The sequence below is a fragment of the Xenophilus azovorans DSM 13620 genome (assembly GCF_000745855.1).
Lineage (GTDB): Bacteria > Pseudomonadota > Gammaproteobacteria > Burkholderiales > Burkholderiaceae_C > Xenophilus > Xenophilus azovorans.
In genome coordinates this window covers 257,007-269,641 of the sequence record NZ_JQKD01000004.1, presented here as the reverse complement: position 1 = coordinate 269,641, position 12,635 = coordinate 257,007, and the positions used below count along the sequence as shown (strand labels likewise).

The 12,635-nt window shown below is 67.3% G+C and carries 14 protein-coding genes; all 14 read left to right on the top strand.

Features of this window, described 5'->3' with window-relative positions; all coding sequences use genetic code 11:
• Window positions 1–14: 14 nt before the first annotated feature.
• The 14 genes from Q392_RS02665 to Q392_RS02600 all read left to right on the top strand — a co-directional run bounded on the left by Q392_RS02665 (window position 15) and on the right by Q392_RS02600 (window position 12,622).
• Window positions 15–503, top strand: a complete 489-nt coding sequence (locus Q392_RS02665) for an aromatic-ring-hydroxylating dioxygenase subunit beta (protein ID WP_051952777.1) — start codon at window positions 15–17, stop codon at window positions 501–503.
• An 11-nt stretch (window positions 504–514) separates the two neighbouring features.
• The gene (locus tag Q392_RS02660; RefSeq protein ID WP_038200820.1) at window positions 515–1,423 is read left to right on the top strand and encodes a VOC family protein; all 909 of its coding nucleotides are present in this window, start codon (window positions 515–517) and stop codon (window positions 1,421–1,423) included.
• Window positions 1,420–2,223: an SDR family NAD(P)-dependent oxidoreductase gene (locus tag Q392_RS02655; protein WP_051952775.1), complete on the top strand. Its 804-nt coding sequence runs from the start codon at window positions 1,420–1,422 to the stop codon at window positions 2,221–2,223. The genes Q392_RS02660 and Q392_RS02655 overlap by 4 nt, the downstream gene beginning before the upstream one ends.
• Entirely contained in the window at window positions 2,220–3,446 is a 1,227-nt protein-coding gene (locus tag Q392_RS02650; RefSeq protein ID WP_051952773.1) for an MFS transporter, read from the top strand. Before Q392_RS02655 ends, Q392_RS02650 begins: the two co-directional genes overlap by 4 nt.
• A complete protein-coding gene (locus Q392_RS31165) occupies window positions 3,433–4,110 on the top strand; it encodes a TetR/AcrR family transcriptional regulator (RefSeq protein ID WP_057591430.1) in 678 nt (225 codons plus the stop codon). The genes Q392_RS02650 and Q392_RS31165 overlap by 14 nt, the downstream gene beginning before the upstream one ends.
• Entirely contained in the window at window positions 4,100–5,122 is a 1,023-nt protein-coding gene (locus Q392_RS02640; protein ID WP_038200819.1) for an amidohydrolase family protein, read from the top strand. Before Q392_RS31165 ends, Q392_RS02640 begins: the two co-directional genes overlap by 11 nt.
• A gap of 125 nt (window positions 5,123–5,247) precedes the next feature.
• Window positions 5,248–6,201, top strand: a complete 954-nt coding sequence (locus tag Q392_RS02635; protein WP_211260192.1) for a PdxA family dehydrogenase — start codon at window positions 5,248–5,250, stop codon at window positions 6,199–6,201.
• Between the two features lie 26 nt (window positions 6,202–6,227).
• Window positions 6,228–6,584, top strand: a complete 357-nt coding sequence (locus tag Q392_RS02630; protein WP_082321587.1) for a non-heme iron oxygenase ferredoxin subunit — start codon at window positions 6,228–6,230, stop codon at window positions 6,582–6,584.
• Window positions 6,585–6,599: 15 nt separating this feature from the next.
• Window positions 6,600–7,088, top strand: coding sequence for an aromatic-ring-hydroxylating dioxygenase subunit beta (locus Q392_RS02625; RefSeq protein ID WP_038200818.1), 489 nt, complete (start codon window positions 6,600–6,602; stop codon window positions 7,086–7,088).
• Window positions 7,089–7,104: 16 nt separating this feature from the next.
• Complete coding sequence (locus tag Q392_RS02620; protein ID WP_239656083.1) at window positions 7,105–8,379, top strand: aromatic ring-hydroxylating dioxygenase subunit alpha; 1,275 nt, start codon at window positions 7,105–7,107, stop codon at window positions 8,377–8,379.
• A 34-nt stretch (window positions 8,380–8,413) separates the two neighbouring features.
• Window positions 8,414–9,748, top strand: a complete 1,335-nt coding sequence (locus tag Q392_RS02615; protein ID WP_038200817.1) for an aromatic ring-hydroxylating oxygenase subunit alpha — start codon at window positions 8,414–8,416, stop codon at window positions 9,746–9,748.
• Window positions 9,745–10,245 (top strand): aromatic-ring-hydroxylating dioxygenase subunit beta, encoded by a 501-nt coding sequence (locus tag Q392_RS02610; RefSeq protein WP_038200816.1) that lies wholly within the window; start codon window positions 9,745–9,747, stop codon window positions 10,243–10,245. The genes Q392_RS02615 and Q392_RS02610 overlap by 4 nt, the downstream gene beginning before the upstream one ends.
• A gap of 191 nt (window positions 10,246–10,436) precedes the next feature.
• A complete protein-coding gene (locus Q392_RS02605; protein WP_038200815.1) occupies window positions 10,437–11,771 on the top strand; it encodes an MFS transporter in 1,335 nt (444 codons plus the stop codon).
• The gene (locus Q392_RS02600; protein ID WP_082321588.1) at window positions 11,768–12,622 is read left to right on the top strand and encodes a 1,6-dihydroxycyclohexa-2,4-diene-1-carboxylate dehydrogenase; all 855 of its coding nucleotides are present in this window, start codon (window positions 11,768–11,770) and stop codon (window positions 12,620–12,622) included. The genes Q392_RS02605 and Q392_RS02600 overlap by 4 nt, the downstream gene beginning before the upstream one ends.
• The last annotated feature ends 13 nt before the right edge of the window (window positions 12,623–12,635 follow it).

The window sequence follows — 12,635 nt, the reverse complement described above, 5'->3', positions numbered from 1 at the left end:
AAGAGGGCACCGTCATGACTGACTTCACCCGCTCCCGCATCGAGGACTTCCTCTACTACGAAGCCTCGCTGCTCGACGACTGGAAGCTCGACGAGTGGCTCGCGTTGTTCACCGACGACGCGCGCTATGAGGTGCCGGCGACCGATCTGCCGCGCGACGCCTCGCCCGAGACCAACCTGTTCTACATCGCCGACGACGCCTACCGGCTCAACGAGCGCGTCAAGCGACTGCACAAGAAGACCGCGCACTCGGAGTTCCCACGCTCGAAGACGCGCCACGTGGTGAGCAACGTGCGCGTGCTCGAGTCCGACGCGACAGGCTGCCGCGTCTCGGTCGCCTTCGTCACCTACCGCACCAAGGACGGCCATACCGACACCTACATCGGCAGCAGCGACTACCGTATCGTCGCCGTGGCCGACGGCTCGCTGCGCATCCGCCACAAGCGCTGCGTGCTCGATCTCGATTCGCTGCGCCCGCACGGGCGCGTCAGCATCCTGCTGTGAGGAGCCCGTCTATGAGCATCCCGTTCCGCTACCGCAAGCTCGGCTACGTCGCGCTCAACGTCACCGACATCGAGCGTTCGACGGCCTTCTACACCGACGTGGTCGGCCTCGACCTGTCCGAACGCGTGCCCGGCGGCCCGGCGTACCTGCGGTGCGGCACCGACCACCACCATGTCGTGCTCTATCCCGCCGGCCAGCCGGGCGTCAAGCGCGTGGCGTTCGAACTCGAGAGTCGCGCCGAGCTCGAGCACGCCCGCAAGCATCTGGCCAGCCTCGGTCTCGCGGTGCACGACGTCGGCGCCGAAGAGCGCGCGCTGCTCAAGCAGGGCGACGGGCTGCGCTTCGTCGAGCCCCACTCTGGCCTGACGATCGAGCTGTACACGCGCGTGCTGCAGATGGCCATTCCGTTCGGGCAGCGGCTGACGAAGATCGTGCGTCTCGGCCACGTGGTGCTGTCGGTCGAGCGCTTCGACGAGATGGCGGCCTACCTGACCGCCAACCTCGGCTTCGCGATCTCGGACTTCGTGGAAGGCCGCTTCGCCTTCATGCGCTGCCAGCCCAACCCGCTGCACCACTCGTTCGCCATCGGAAAGTCGGCCGGCGGCAACCATCTGAACCACATCAACTTCATGGTCAGCGACATCGACGACATCGGCGTCGCGATGAACCGGCTGAACAAGGCCGAGATACCGATCGTGTTCGGCCCGGGCCGCCACAAGCCGTCGGGCAGCATCTTCCTGTACTTCCTCGATCCGGACGGCATGACCTTGGAGTTCAGCTTCGGCATGGAAGAGTTCCCGGAAAAGGGCGCCCGCGAGGCGCGCATGCTCGAGGCGCACCCGTCGGCACTCGACACCTGGGGCAGCGTGCCGAAGCCGGCGTTCGGCAAGGTCGGCAAGATCGAGGAGGCGACGGTATGAATGCCGCCTTGAATGGCGAGCCGGCGCCCTGGGCCACGCGCGCGAAGCCGCACGAAGGCCGCGTGGCGGTGGTGACCGGCGCGGCGCGCGGCATCGGCCTGGAGATCGCCCTGCGCCTGGCGCGCGACGGCGCCCGCATGGCGCTGGCCGACGCCGACACCGCCGGCCTGGCCGACGCCGCCGCGCAGGTGAGCAAGATCACCGGCGGCGAGGTCGTCGCCGAGGCCGGCGACCTGGCGCTCGAGAGCACCGCCGATGCGCTCGTCGCGGCCACGCTGAAAGCGTTCGGGCGACTCGACATCCTGGTCAACAACGCCGGCGGCGGCGTCATCCTGCCCTTCCTCGAGCACACGCCCGAGACGCTCAAGCGCACCATCGACCGCAACCTGTGGACGGTGTTGTGGTGCTGCCGCGCCGCGCTGCCGGTGATGAAGCGCCAGCGCTACGGGCGCGTCGTCACGCTCGGCGCCGACTCGGTGATGAGCGGCCTGTGGGACCACGCCGCCTACAACGCCGCGAAGGGCGGCGCGCACGGCCTGACCACAGGGCTGGCGCGCGAGTTCGCGCGCGACGGCATCACCGTCAACACGGTGGCGCCGTGCGCGGTGAGCACGCCGCAACTCGTCGAGCTGAACGTCAAGGACCCGGCGCTGGTCGACCGCTTCGTCAGCATCATTCCGATGGGCCGCGCCGCTGAGATGGCCGAGGTGGCCTCGATGGTGAGCTACGTCGCCTCCGAGCAGGCCTCGTTCGTCACCGGGCAGGTCATCAGCGTCAACGGCGGCAGCACGATGCCGTGAGCGAGGCTGCCGACACCTCCGCAGCCGCGGTCAGCGACTGGCCGCGCATCGCGCTGCTGCTGCTGTGCGGCGTCTTCGCCGCGACACAGGTCGGCAAGCTGCCGCCGGCGATCCCCGCACTGCGTGAGACTTTCGGCGCGAGCCTCGTGCAGCTGGGCTGGATCAGCTCGGTGTTCAACCTGACCGCCGCCCTGGTCGGCATCGCCGCCGGCCTGCTGGCGGACCGCATCGGTCGCCGGCGAGCGCTGGGCTTCGGCCTGCTGGCGCTGTCGGCCGGCTCGCTGCTCGGCGCCGCGAGCGGTGGACTTGCGGCCTTGTTCGTGGCCCGGATCGTCGAAGGCTTCGGCTTCGTGGCAGTCGTCGTGGCAGTTCCGGCGCTGCTGCGCGAGGTGGCGGCGCCGCAACGCCTGCCGCTCACGCTCGGTCTGTGGAGCAGCTACATGGCGCTCGGCATGACGTGCATGCTGCTAGCGGCGCCGCTGTGGCTGCCGAGCGTCGGCTGGCGCGGCGGGTGGTGGTTCGGCGCGGCCGGCGGCGCCGTGCTCTGGATGGCTTCGCGCGCGGCGATGCCCGCGCCGGCCGTGCCGCCCGCGGCGGCGCCGCAGATGCTTGGGGGGTTGCGCGAGCCAGCGCCGTGGCTGCTGGGCGCGTGTTTCGGCGTCTACACGCTGCAGTGGATGGCCATGATGGTGTGGCTGCCGACCTTCCTGCACGACGACCTCGGCTTCGGCGTGGCCGGTGCGAGCGCCGCGGTGGCTGCGGTGATCCTCGTCAACGCGCCAGGCAACTGGCTGGGTGGCTGGCTGTCGTCGCGTGGCGTCGCCCCGTTCCTGCTGGTGCTGGGGCCGGCCCTGCTAATGGGCGCGACCGGCGCGCTCGCCTTCGCCGGCGGCCTCGCGGCCGGTCCGCGGCTGGCCTCGTGCATCGCGTTCTCGTTCGTCGGAGGCGTGCTGCCGGCGTCGATATACGCTTGCCTGCCGGCCGTGGCGGCGCGGCGGAGCAACTTCGGTTCGGTCAACGGCCTGGTGGTACAGGCTTCCAACCTCGGCGCCCTCGCCGGGCCGCCGTTGGCCGCGGCGATGGTCGGCGTGGAGGGCTGGCGCGGCGTGGGGCTCGGCTACGTGGCCACCGCGGCCCTGTCCTCGGCGGCCATTCTTCTGGCCGCCCGCGTACCCGAGCTGCGTGGTCGGCGATTGTCTAGGCTGAGCGATGGCAGAGCGTAGAAGCAAGGCGCCGGCCGACCCGGCCGTGCGCAGCACGCAGGTCGAGCGCAGCGAGCGCATGCGCCGGCGCATCCTCGAGGCCGCGTTCGAGGTGTTGCGCGACCGCGGTTGCGCCGGCTTCACCACCGTCGAGGTGGCGCGGCGTGCCGGCGTGTCGCGCGGCGCGCAGGTGCACCACTTCCCAAGCAAGAACGAACTTGTCACGGCGGCGATGGAGCATGTGTTCTCCGTCGCGCTCGGCGACGGCTTGGCGCTGGCCGCCTCCGCGCAGAGTTCCGGCCGCCCGCTCGAGACCCTGCTGCGCGACGCACAGGCGTTCTACTTCAGCGAATACTTCTACGTGGGTCTGGACATGCTCATTGCCGGCGGCAAGGATCCGACGCTCGCGGAAGCGGGCAAGCGCGTCGTGCGCGACTACCGACGACCGGTGGAGCGCGCCTGGCTCGGGGTACTGCGGGAGTTGGGTCTGCCGCCGGAGCCGTCGGAGGATCTGCTGCTGCTCACTGTGAGCTTGGTACGCGGATTCGGCATCCGCAACCTTTGGGCGCCCGAGCCGGAACGCGTGGCCCGGCTGCTGGGGCTTTGGCAGCGCATGCTGTCCGACTACGTGCAGGCCTATCGCTCGAGCGTGCCCGGGAATGCGGGGGTGATCCATGAGCGCTAGCACGATCATCGACGTCCACACCCACGTCGTGCCGGAGGAGTTCCCGCCGTACATTGGGCACCGGCTCGGGGCGCGCTGGCCGTCGATGGCGCCGGCGCACGCCTGCCATCAGCACGTCATGCTCAACGGCCGGGTCTACCGGACCGTGTCGCACCAGTGCTGGGACTGTGCGGTGCGGTTGGCCGACATGGAGGCGATGCAGGTCGGCCGGCAGGTGCTCTCGCCGATGCCGGAACTGCTGTCGTACTGGCTCGACGGCGACGACGCCCAGGTGCTGGCGCGCTACCTCAACGAGCAGATCGCCGCGATGGTGCAGCGCGCGCCCGAACGTTTCAGCGGCCTCGGCACGGTGCCGCTGCAGGACGTGGACCGCGCGATCGCGGAATTGGACCACGCCGTGCACGGGCTCGGCCTGGCCGGCGTGGAGATCGGCAGCAACATCGACGGCGTCGCGCTCGGGGATGCGCGTCTGCTGCCGTTCTTCCAGGCTGCCGAACGCTGGGGAGTTGCGGTGTTCGTGCATGCGCTGCGGCCGGCTGGCATGGAACGCCTCGTGGGTCCGCCGATCCTGGAGCAGGTGCTGGCTTTCCCCGGCGAGGTGGGGCTCGCCGCCGCGTCGCTGCTGACGGGCGGCACGCTGCAGGCGTGCCCACGGCTGCGCATCGCCTTCAGCCACGGCGGCGGCACACTGGCCATGCTGTTGCCGCGCCTGCAGTTCGGCTGGGAGACCTTCCCCGCGCTGCGCGAGCGGATGGCGGTGCCGCCGGTCGAAGCGGCGCGCTTCATCTACGTCGACGATCTGGTCTACGACGCCACGGCGATCGAACACTTGGTGCGAACGTTCGGTGCTACGCAGGTGATGGTGGGCAGCGACTATCCGTTCGCGATCATGGACCGTCACCCCGCCGAACGGCTGGGCGCCTTGCCGTTCGACGGACCAACACGCCGGCGCTTGTCGCAGGAGAACGCCGAGCACTGGCTCGGACTCCGCGCGGCGAGGACTGAGGGTTAATGCGCAGGAGTTTTTTCCTATAAAAAGCCAAAATCACGAGACTTTTCTGAATCAGCATGCGAGCCTCTCCTCCCAATCCACAGACCGCGCGTCGCAAGTCATCTGCGCGGCCGACCATCGGCATCGTGATCGGTGATCCCTGCGGCGTCGGTCCGGAGGTCGTTGCCAAGGCCTGGGCGCAAGGAGACCTGCACGCATGCTGCCGGCCCTTGCTGATCGGCAGCGCACATGCGATGCGCACGGCCGTGGCGCAGAGCGGCTTGGGCCTGAAGGTGCGCGGCATCGATGCGCCCGAGCGCCTGACCGGCCGCCGTGACGTCATCGAGATCCTGGACTCGGGCGCGCTCGACCCCGCCGACATCACGCCCGGCGCGGACAGCGCCGCCTGCGGACGGGCCAGCGCAACGTGGCTTGACGAGGCCGATGCACTGGCGCGTTCGGGGCGCCTGCAGGCCACCGTGATGGCGCCCATCAGTTCGGTGGCGATGAAGAGCGCCGGCGTGCTCGACCGCGTCGTGCAGATCAAGCCCGGCCGCAGCTACCTGCTGCTCGCCTCCGGTGCGCTGCGCATCGCGCACCTCACCGATCACGTGCCGCTGCGAGAGGTGTCGCAGCTCATCACCGCGCGCCTGATTGCCTCGTCGCTGCGCCAGCTCGACGCCGCGCTAAGGCAGTGGGGCATCGCGGCCCCGCGGATCGGCGTTGCCGGCTTCAACCCGCACGCGGCAGGTCCCGAGGACGAGGAGCAGATCGCCCCCGGGGTGAAGCGCGCGCGGGCCAGCGGCGTCGATGCCACCGGGCCGATCAGCCCCGACACGGTCTTCCGGCAGTGCGTCGAAGGTCGCTTCGACCTCGTGCTCGCGATGTACCACGATCAGGGGCACATCGCGATCAAGACGGCCGCGTTCGCCGGCAACGTGGCCATCGTCGTCGGCCCGCCGTATCCGCACGTCACGGTGGCGCATGGCACCGCCTACGACATCGTCGGCCGCGGCATCGCCGACCACACCATGATCCGCAACGCCATCCTCACCGCCGGCTCGCTGGCCGAAGGACGGGCCTTTCCGCAGCTGCATTGACGCCCGCGAGGGCATTGGGATATCGCGTGACTGACGCTTCGGAGTTCACTTTCATCGCCCGAACCGACGAGGTCGAGGCCGGCTACGCCCTTCAGGTTGCCGTCGACGGACGCGAGCCGGTCGCCGTGGTGCGGCTGGACGACGGCTTCTATGTCATGGACGACACCTGCACGCACGGTGCGGCGTCGATGTCCGAAGGCGAGGTCATCGGCTGCGAGATCGAGTGTCCCTTTCACAGCGGCCGCTTCGACGTGCGCACCGGCGCGGTCACGGCGTTCCCGTGCACCAAGGCGTTAAAGGTTTATCCGGTTAAGGTCGAAGGCGATCAGGTCTTCGCTGCGCTCGGCGCAGGCACCTGCGCGGACGATGCGACCACCGGCTGATCGGGGCATGCAGCCATGATCCTGGGTGAACTGTCGGACGAAGCCTTGCATTTCCGTGTGCAGCAACTGCTCGCCGCTTACGTCGAGATCATCGACGACGACCGCCTGGAGCAGTGGCCCGATCTCTTCGTCGAGCGCGCCGTCTACCGCGTCGTGCCGCGCGAGAACGCCGACCGCGGCCTGCCGGCGGCGGCGATCGACTGCGACAGTCGGGGCATGCTCGTCGACCGCGTGGTGTCGCTGCGCCAGGCCCACATCTACGGACTGCACTACCACCGCCACCTGCTGAGCAACCTGCGCATCACCGCGCGCGACGGCGACGAGGTGCGCGCGCAGTGCAACTACGCTGTGCTGCAGACGCGCAGCAACGGCGAGACCTCGATCTACAGCGCCGGCAAGTACGTGGATCGCATCGTCGCCGAGCAGGGCGTGCTCCGCTTTGCCGAGAAGCACGTCATCTTTGACACCTATCGCATCGACAGCCTGATGGTTCGTCCCCTGTAGCCCAAGGACCGACGTCATGATGCACGAAGCCTCCGCCCGCCCATCTGCAGCAGCCCCGGCCCGCGAGGCCGAAACGGGCTTTCGCGTGCCGTACCGCGTGTTTACCGACCCCGAGGTCTATCGCCTCGAGCAGGAACGCATCTTCCGCGGGCCGCACTGGTCGTTCGTCGCGCTCGAGGCCGAGATCCCCAGGTCAGGCGACTACAAGACGACGCGCATCGGCGACACGCCGGTGATCGTGATGCGCGCGGCGGACGGCGCGGTGCACGTCACGGTCAACCGCTGCGCGCACCGCGGCGCACTTGTGGTGCGTGACCTGCGCGGCAACCGCAGCTCGCTCGAATGCGTTTACCACCAGTGGTGTTACGCGCCCGACGGCAAGCTGGTGGGCGTGCCCTTTCGCAAGGGCATTAAGGGCCAGGGCGGCATGCCGGCGGACTTCGACATGAACCGCCACGGCCTGCAGCGGCTGCGCGCCGAACGCCTGCACGGCGTTGTGTTCGCGACCTTCGATGCCGAAGCACCGGCGCTGGCCGACTACCTCGGTCCGATGGTCGTCGCGCAGATGGCACGGATCTTCCGCCGCCCGCTGCGCGTGCTGGGCGACCTGCGCCAGTACGTCCACGGCAACTGGAAGCTGTACGCCGAGAACACGCGCGACCCGTACCACGCCAGCCTGCTGCACCTGTTCCACACCACCTTCGGCACCTACCGCTCGTCGCAGAAGGGCGGCGTGACGCTCGACGCCGATCACCGCCACTCGCTCCTGCAGGCGAGTTCCGACAGCAACGACGCGCAGAAGGACCAGGAGATCTACAAGTACATGCGCAGCTTCAACGCGCAGTTCCGTTTGCAGGACCCTTCGCTGCTTGCGGGTCGGCGCGAGTTCGACGACGGCGTGACGCTGGTCATCCTGTCGGTGTTCCCGAACCTGATCGTGCAGCAGATCGCCAACACGCTGGCGGTGCGCCAGATCGTGACGCATGGACCGGGCGCTTTCGAGCTGGTGTGGACCTCGTTCGGCTACGCCGACGACGATGCGGACATGCAGCGAATCCGCCTCAAGCAGGGCAACCTCATCGGGCCCGCCGGGCTGATCTCGATGGAGGACGGCGAGGCGGTGGAGATCGTTCAGCGCGCCGTCGCCAGCGACGACCGCCAGCAATCCTTCATCGCGATGGGCGGAGGCCGCGGCGGCGACGCCGACCACCTCGTCACCGAGTCTTCGATCGTCGGGTTCTGGGAGTACTACCGCAAGGTCGTTGGCTTCGAATCCGTCAAGGCCAATTGACGGCCGCTTCAACCGCTTTTCAAAGGAACCTGCCATGGACGCTGCTCCGAAAACCATGCTCGACGACGTCGTCCGCCACGAGGACGGCGTGCGCGCCGTAGACAGGCGCATCTTTGTCGACCCCGAATTGTTTGAGCTCGAGCAGAAGCGGGTCTGGGAGAAAGTGTGGGTCTACGTCGCCCACGAAAGCCAGCTGCCCAAGCCCAAGGATTACGTGACGAGTTGGATCGGCCGCACGCCGGTGGTGGTGAACCGGGACAAGACCGGCGCGCTGAACGCGTTCGTGAACATCTGCTCGCATCGAGGCGCTACGCTGTGCCGCAATGCCAAGGGCAGTGCGAGCAACTTCGTCTGCAGCTTCCACGGCTGGGCGTTTGACGCGAAGGGTAACTTGCTGGCGCCAATGAATGAGGACGGTGCCGGGTATCCGCAAGGCTTCGACAAGAGCAAGCACGGCCTGACCAAGGTGCGGCTCGAAAGCTACCGCGGCTTCCTCTTCGCCACGCTCAACCGCGACGCCGAGCCGCTGATCGACTATCTCGCCGACAGCAAGACCTTCATCGACATCGTGGTCGAGCAGTCGCCCAAGGGCATCGAGGTGCTCAAGGGCCGCTCGGTCTACACCTACCGCGGCAACTGGAAGCTGCAGGCCGAGAACGGCGTCGACGGCTACCACGTCGACTCAGTGCACGCCAACTACGTGCAGATGATCAAGAACCGCGCCGCGATCAATGCCGCCGGGCAGGCGCTGAAGGTGATGGCGGTGGGCGACTTCAACCGCTTCCGCGGCGGCTACTACGACCTGGGCAACGGCCACACCATGCTGTGGTCCAGCGTCACCAATCCGCAGGACCGCCCGATCTGGTCGCGGCGCGAGGAACTCGCGGCCTCGATGGGCAAGGAGAAGGCCGACTGGGCTGTCAACCGCTCGCGTAACCTGCTCGTCTACCCGAACATGTTCCTGATGGACCAGATGGGCACGCAGATTCGCATGTTCCGACCACTTTCAGTCGACCGCACCGAGGTCACGATCTACTGCTTCGCGCCGGTGGGCGAGGCGCCCGAGTTGCGCGCCAAGCGCATCCGCCAGTACGAGGATTTCTTCAACGCCTCGGGCATGGCCACGCCCGACGACCTGACCGAGTTCAACGAGAGCCAGGTGGGCTGCAGCCAGTACAGCGTGGTGCGCTGGAGCGACATGTCGCGCGGCCAAGCGCACGAGGTCGCCGGCCAGGACGACCTCGCGCAGGAACTCGGCATCCAACCGGGTAGCAGCGGCCACAAGGCGTCCGATGAAGGCATCTTCCTCGCCCAGCATGCACGTTGGGCCCAACTGATGGCCCCCGTCGATCAGGAGGGCGGGCAATGACAGGCATCGGCACGACGACGCAATCGGTGACGGAGCTGCTGTACCGCGAGGCTTTGTACGTCGACGAGAAGCGCTGGGACGACTGGCTCGCGTTGTTCGACCGGCAGGCCGAGTATTGGATCCCTTCGTGGGATTCCGACAACGAGCTGACCACCGACCCGCAGACCGAGATATCGCTCATCTACTACGGCGACCGTACGGGCCTCGAGGACCGCGTGTTCCGGTTGCGCACTGGGCGGTCGGCGGCATCGAATCCGATGCCGCGCACCTGCCACGTCGTCTCGAACATTCTGGCGACGCCGGCGGCCGACGGGACCTGCAGCGTCAGCGCGAGCTTCGTCGCCCACCTCTTCAGGCGCAACGCGGAACAGCACTTCTTCGGCCGCTACGACTACCTACTCGTCCCGGCCGAAGGTGGCGGATGGCGCATCCGCAAGAAGAAGATCGTGGTTTTGAACGACCTGATCGACACGGTGCTGGACATCTACAGCGTGTAAGCGGCGGCGGCGAAGGCGTCGTCGGGCGGGCGGGCACCAAGCGTGTGGGCGCCGGAGCGGCTGTCCCCAGCGGCCTTGCGGGATTCCGACGGAGATTGCCATTGCCCAACGCCGACCAGCTCCCGGCGTCGAGGCAGAAGCGTCCGAGCTTTATATCCCCCGGATGTCCGATCGAATAACGAGGAAACCATATGTCCACCACCACGTCCATACCGGATTTGATCGATCAGTCGCGCCTTAGTCCGCTGCAATGGAGGATTTTCGGACTCTGTTTCCTGGTCGCCCTTTGCGATGGCTTCGACACACAGGCCATGGCCTTCACTGGGCCGGCTATCCTGCAGGCCTTCAATCTGAAGGCTGCCGCACTTGCGCCGATATTGACGGCGGGCATCGTCGGCATGGTTCTGGGTGCGATGGTATTCGGTCTGCTGGCAGACAAGTTCGGACGGAGGCCGATGGTGGCCTGGGCAGTCGGCGTCTTTGCCGGAGCTACCCTTGCAACGGCGTGGGCAACCAGCACCGATCAAATCCTGGCACTGCGTTTCATCGCCGGACTCGGCATGGGCGGCGCGACGCCGATCGTGCTGGCGCTTACCGCGGAATACTGCCCAGCGAATCGCCGCAGCACGATGATGACAAGCGTCATTTTGGGTTTGCCGGCCGGTGCCATTCTCGGGGGGCTCCTTGCTTCTAGAATACTGCCGCACACTGGGTGGCAGGGAATTTTCATAGTGGGCGGCCTGGTGCCTTTGGTCTTGCTCGCTGTGATCCTCGCGTCTCTACCGGAATCGCTGCGTTTTATCGCACGATCGAAGTCCGAAGACGCGAACAGAAGGATCGAGCACATCGTGCGTCAGATCGCACCGAGCATGCCGGCCGGCGGCATCTACCATGTACCCGAAGCGGAGGCCCCCGCTCGCGTCGCCTCACTCTTCTCCCGCCGCCTGGGGCGCAACACCGCCGCGATCTGGTTGATCTACATGTTCAACTGGGTCGCATGGTTCATGTTCCTGTCGTGGTTTCCGACCGTGCTGAAGGCAACCGGATTCGCTCCCGAGTCCGCACCGCTGGGAACCGTCGTTGTCAACACTATGTTCGTGATCTTCGCGATTCCGCTTGCGACCATCCTGCCAAAGGTCAACATCAGGATGTTGCTCCTCGCCATGTTCTTGCTCGGCATGGCGATGTGTTTCGCGCTTGCCCACAGCGGCACCAACTGGACGCTGGTTCTGGCGCTGGGAGCAGGTGCCGCAATAGGAATTGGTGGACAGCAACTAGTGCTCAACTATGTTGTGGCGGAGGTCTATCCAACGGCGCTACGCGCCACAGCGACGGGGTGGGCGATCGGGCTTGGCCGCGTTGGCGCGATTCTGGGCTCGGCGAGCGGTGGCTGGTTTCTCGAAAAGGGCGGCCCGTCTGGATTCTATCTTGCGCTGATCGCTCCACTGGCGCTCGCGGCTCTCGGCCTGGTAATCCTCAGGATCGGTAGAGAACGCACCGAGGCCGCTGCGGAGTACCAGCAATGATAAAGGCATCAAACCGCACCCACGACGGCTCCGGCAAGCGCCTGTCCGCGCCTGCGCGCACGTCCGAACCGGCGCGCAGGCGTTTCGAGGGCAGGACCGCGGTGGTCACTGGCGCCGCTCAGGGTATCGGCCGCGAGACCGCGCTCGCGCTCGCACGAGAAGGCGCCTACGTGGTACTCGCGGACCGCTCGAAGATTGCGCACGAAGTAGCCGACGAGGCGCGCGCCGCTGGCGGAAACGCCACCGTGCTGATCGCCGATGTCGAACAGTACGCTGCCTGCCGCCGCATGATGAACCGCGCCGCGAAACTGAACGGACGCATCGATGTGCTAGTCAACAACGTCGGCGGCACGATCAGGGTCCAGCCCTTCGAGCACTATACCGAGGCGCAGATCGTTGCTGAGATCAATCGCTCGCTGTACCCGACGCTTTGGTGCTGCCATGCGGTGCTGCCGCACATGCTGCGCCAGGGCGGCGGTGCAATCGTCAACGTCTCGTCCACTGCCACGCGTGGCGTCCACCGGGTGCCGTACTCGGCGGCCAAGGGTGGCGTGAACGCGCTGACCACCTGCCTGGCCTTCGAGTACGCGCAGTGCGGCATCCGCGTCAACGCGGTGGCGCCGGGGGGCACCGATGTCGGCCCGCGCCGAATCCCGCGCAACACCGAAAAGATGAACGACGAGCAACAGGCTTGGTACCAAGCCATCGTCGACCAGACCATATCCTCGACCTTCCTCAAGCGCTACGGGACGCCCGACGAGCAGGCGGCAGCCATCCTGTTCCTTGCATCTGCCGAAGCAGCCTACATCACAGGGATCACGCTGCCCGTGGCGGGCGGCGACACCGGCTGAGACAGTCGACCGG

Bases quoted from the DNA above. Each gene is read 5' to 3' on its own strand.
- Q392_RS31165 (WP_057591430.1), top strand. From the start codon at position 3,433: ATGGCAGAGCGTAGAAGCAAGGCGCCGGCCGACCCGGCCGTGCGCAGC.
- Q392_RS02660 (WP_038200820.1), top strand. From the start codon at position 515: ATGAGCATCCCGTTCCGCTACCGCAAGCTCGGCTACGTCGCGCTCAAC.
- Q392_RS02605 (WP_038200815.1), top strand. From the start codon at position 10,437: ATGTCCACCACCACGTCCATACCGGATTTGATCGATCAGTCGCGCCTT.
- Q392_RS02610 (WP_038200816.1), top strand. From the start codon at position 9,745: ATGACAGGCATCGGCACGACGACGCAATCGGTGACGGAGCTGCTGTAC.
- Q392_RS02600 (WP_082321588.1), top strand. From the start codon at position 11,768: ATGATAAAGGCATCAAACCGCACCCACGACGGCTCCGGCAAGCGCCTG.
- Q392_RS02620 (WP_239656083.1), top strand. From the start codon at position 7,105: ATGATGCACGAAGCCTCCGCCCGCCCATCTGCAGCAGCCCCGGCCCGC.
- Q392_RS02655 (WP_051952775.1), top strand. From the start codon at position 1,420: ATGAATGCCGCCTTGAATGGCGAGCCGGCGCCCTGGGCCACGCGCGCG.
- Q392_RS02625 (WP_038200818.1), top strand. From the start codon at position 6,600: ATGATCCTGGGTGAACTGTCGGACGAAGCCTTGCATTTCCGTGTGCAG.
- Q392_RS02640 (WP_038200819.1), top strand. From the start codon at position 4,100: ATGAGCGCTAGCACGATCATCGACGTCCACACCCACGTCGTGCCGGAG.
- Q392_RS02665 (WP_051952777.1), top strand. From the start codon at position 15: ATGACTGACTTCACCCGCTCCCGCATCGAGGACTTCCTCTACTACGAA.
- Q392_RS02615 (WP_038200817.1), top strand. From the start codon at position 8,414: ATGGACGCTGCTCCGAAAACCATGCTCGACGACGTCGTCCGCCACGAG.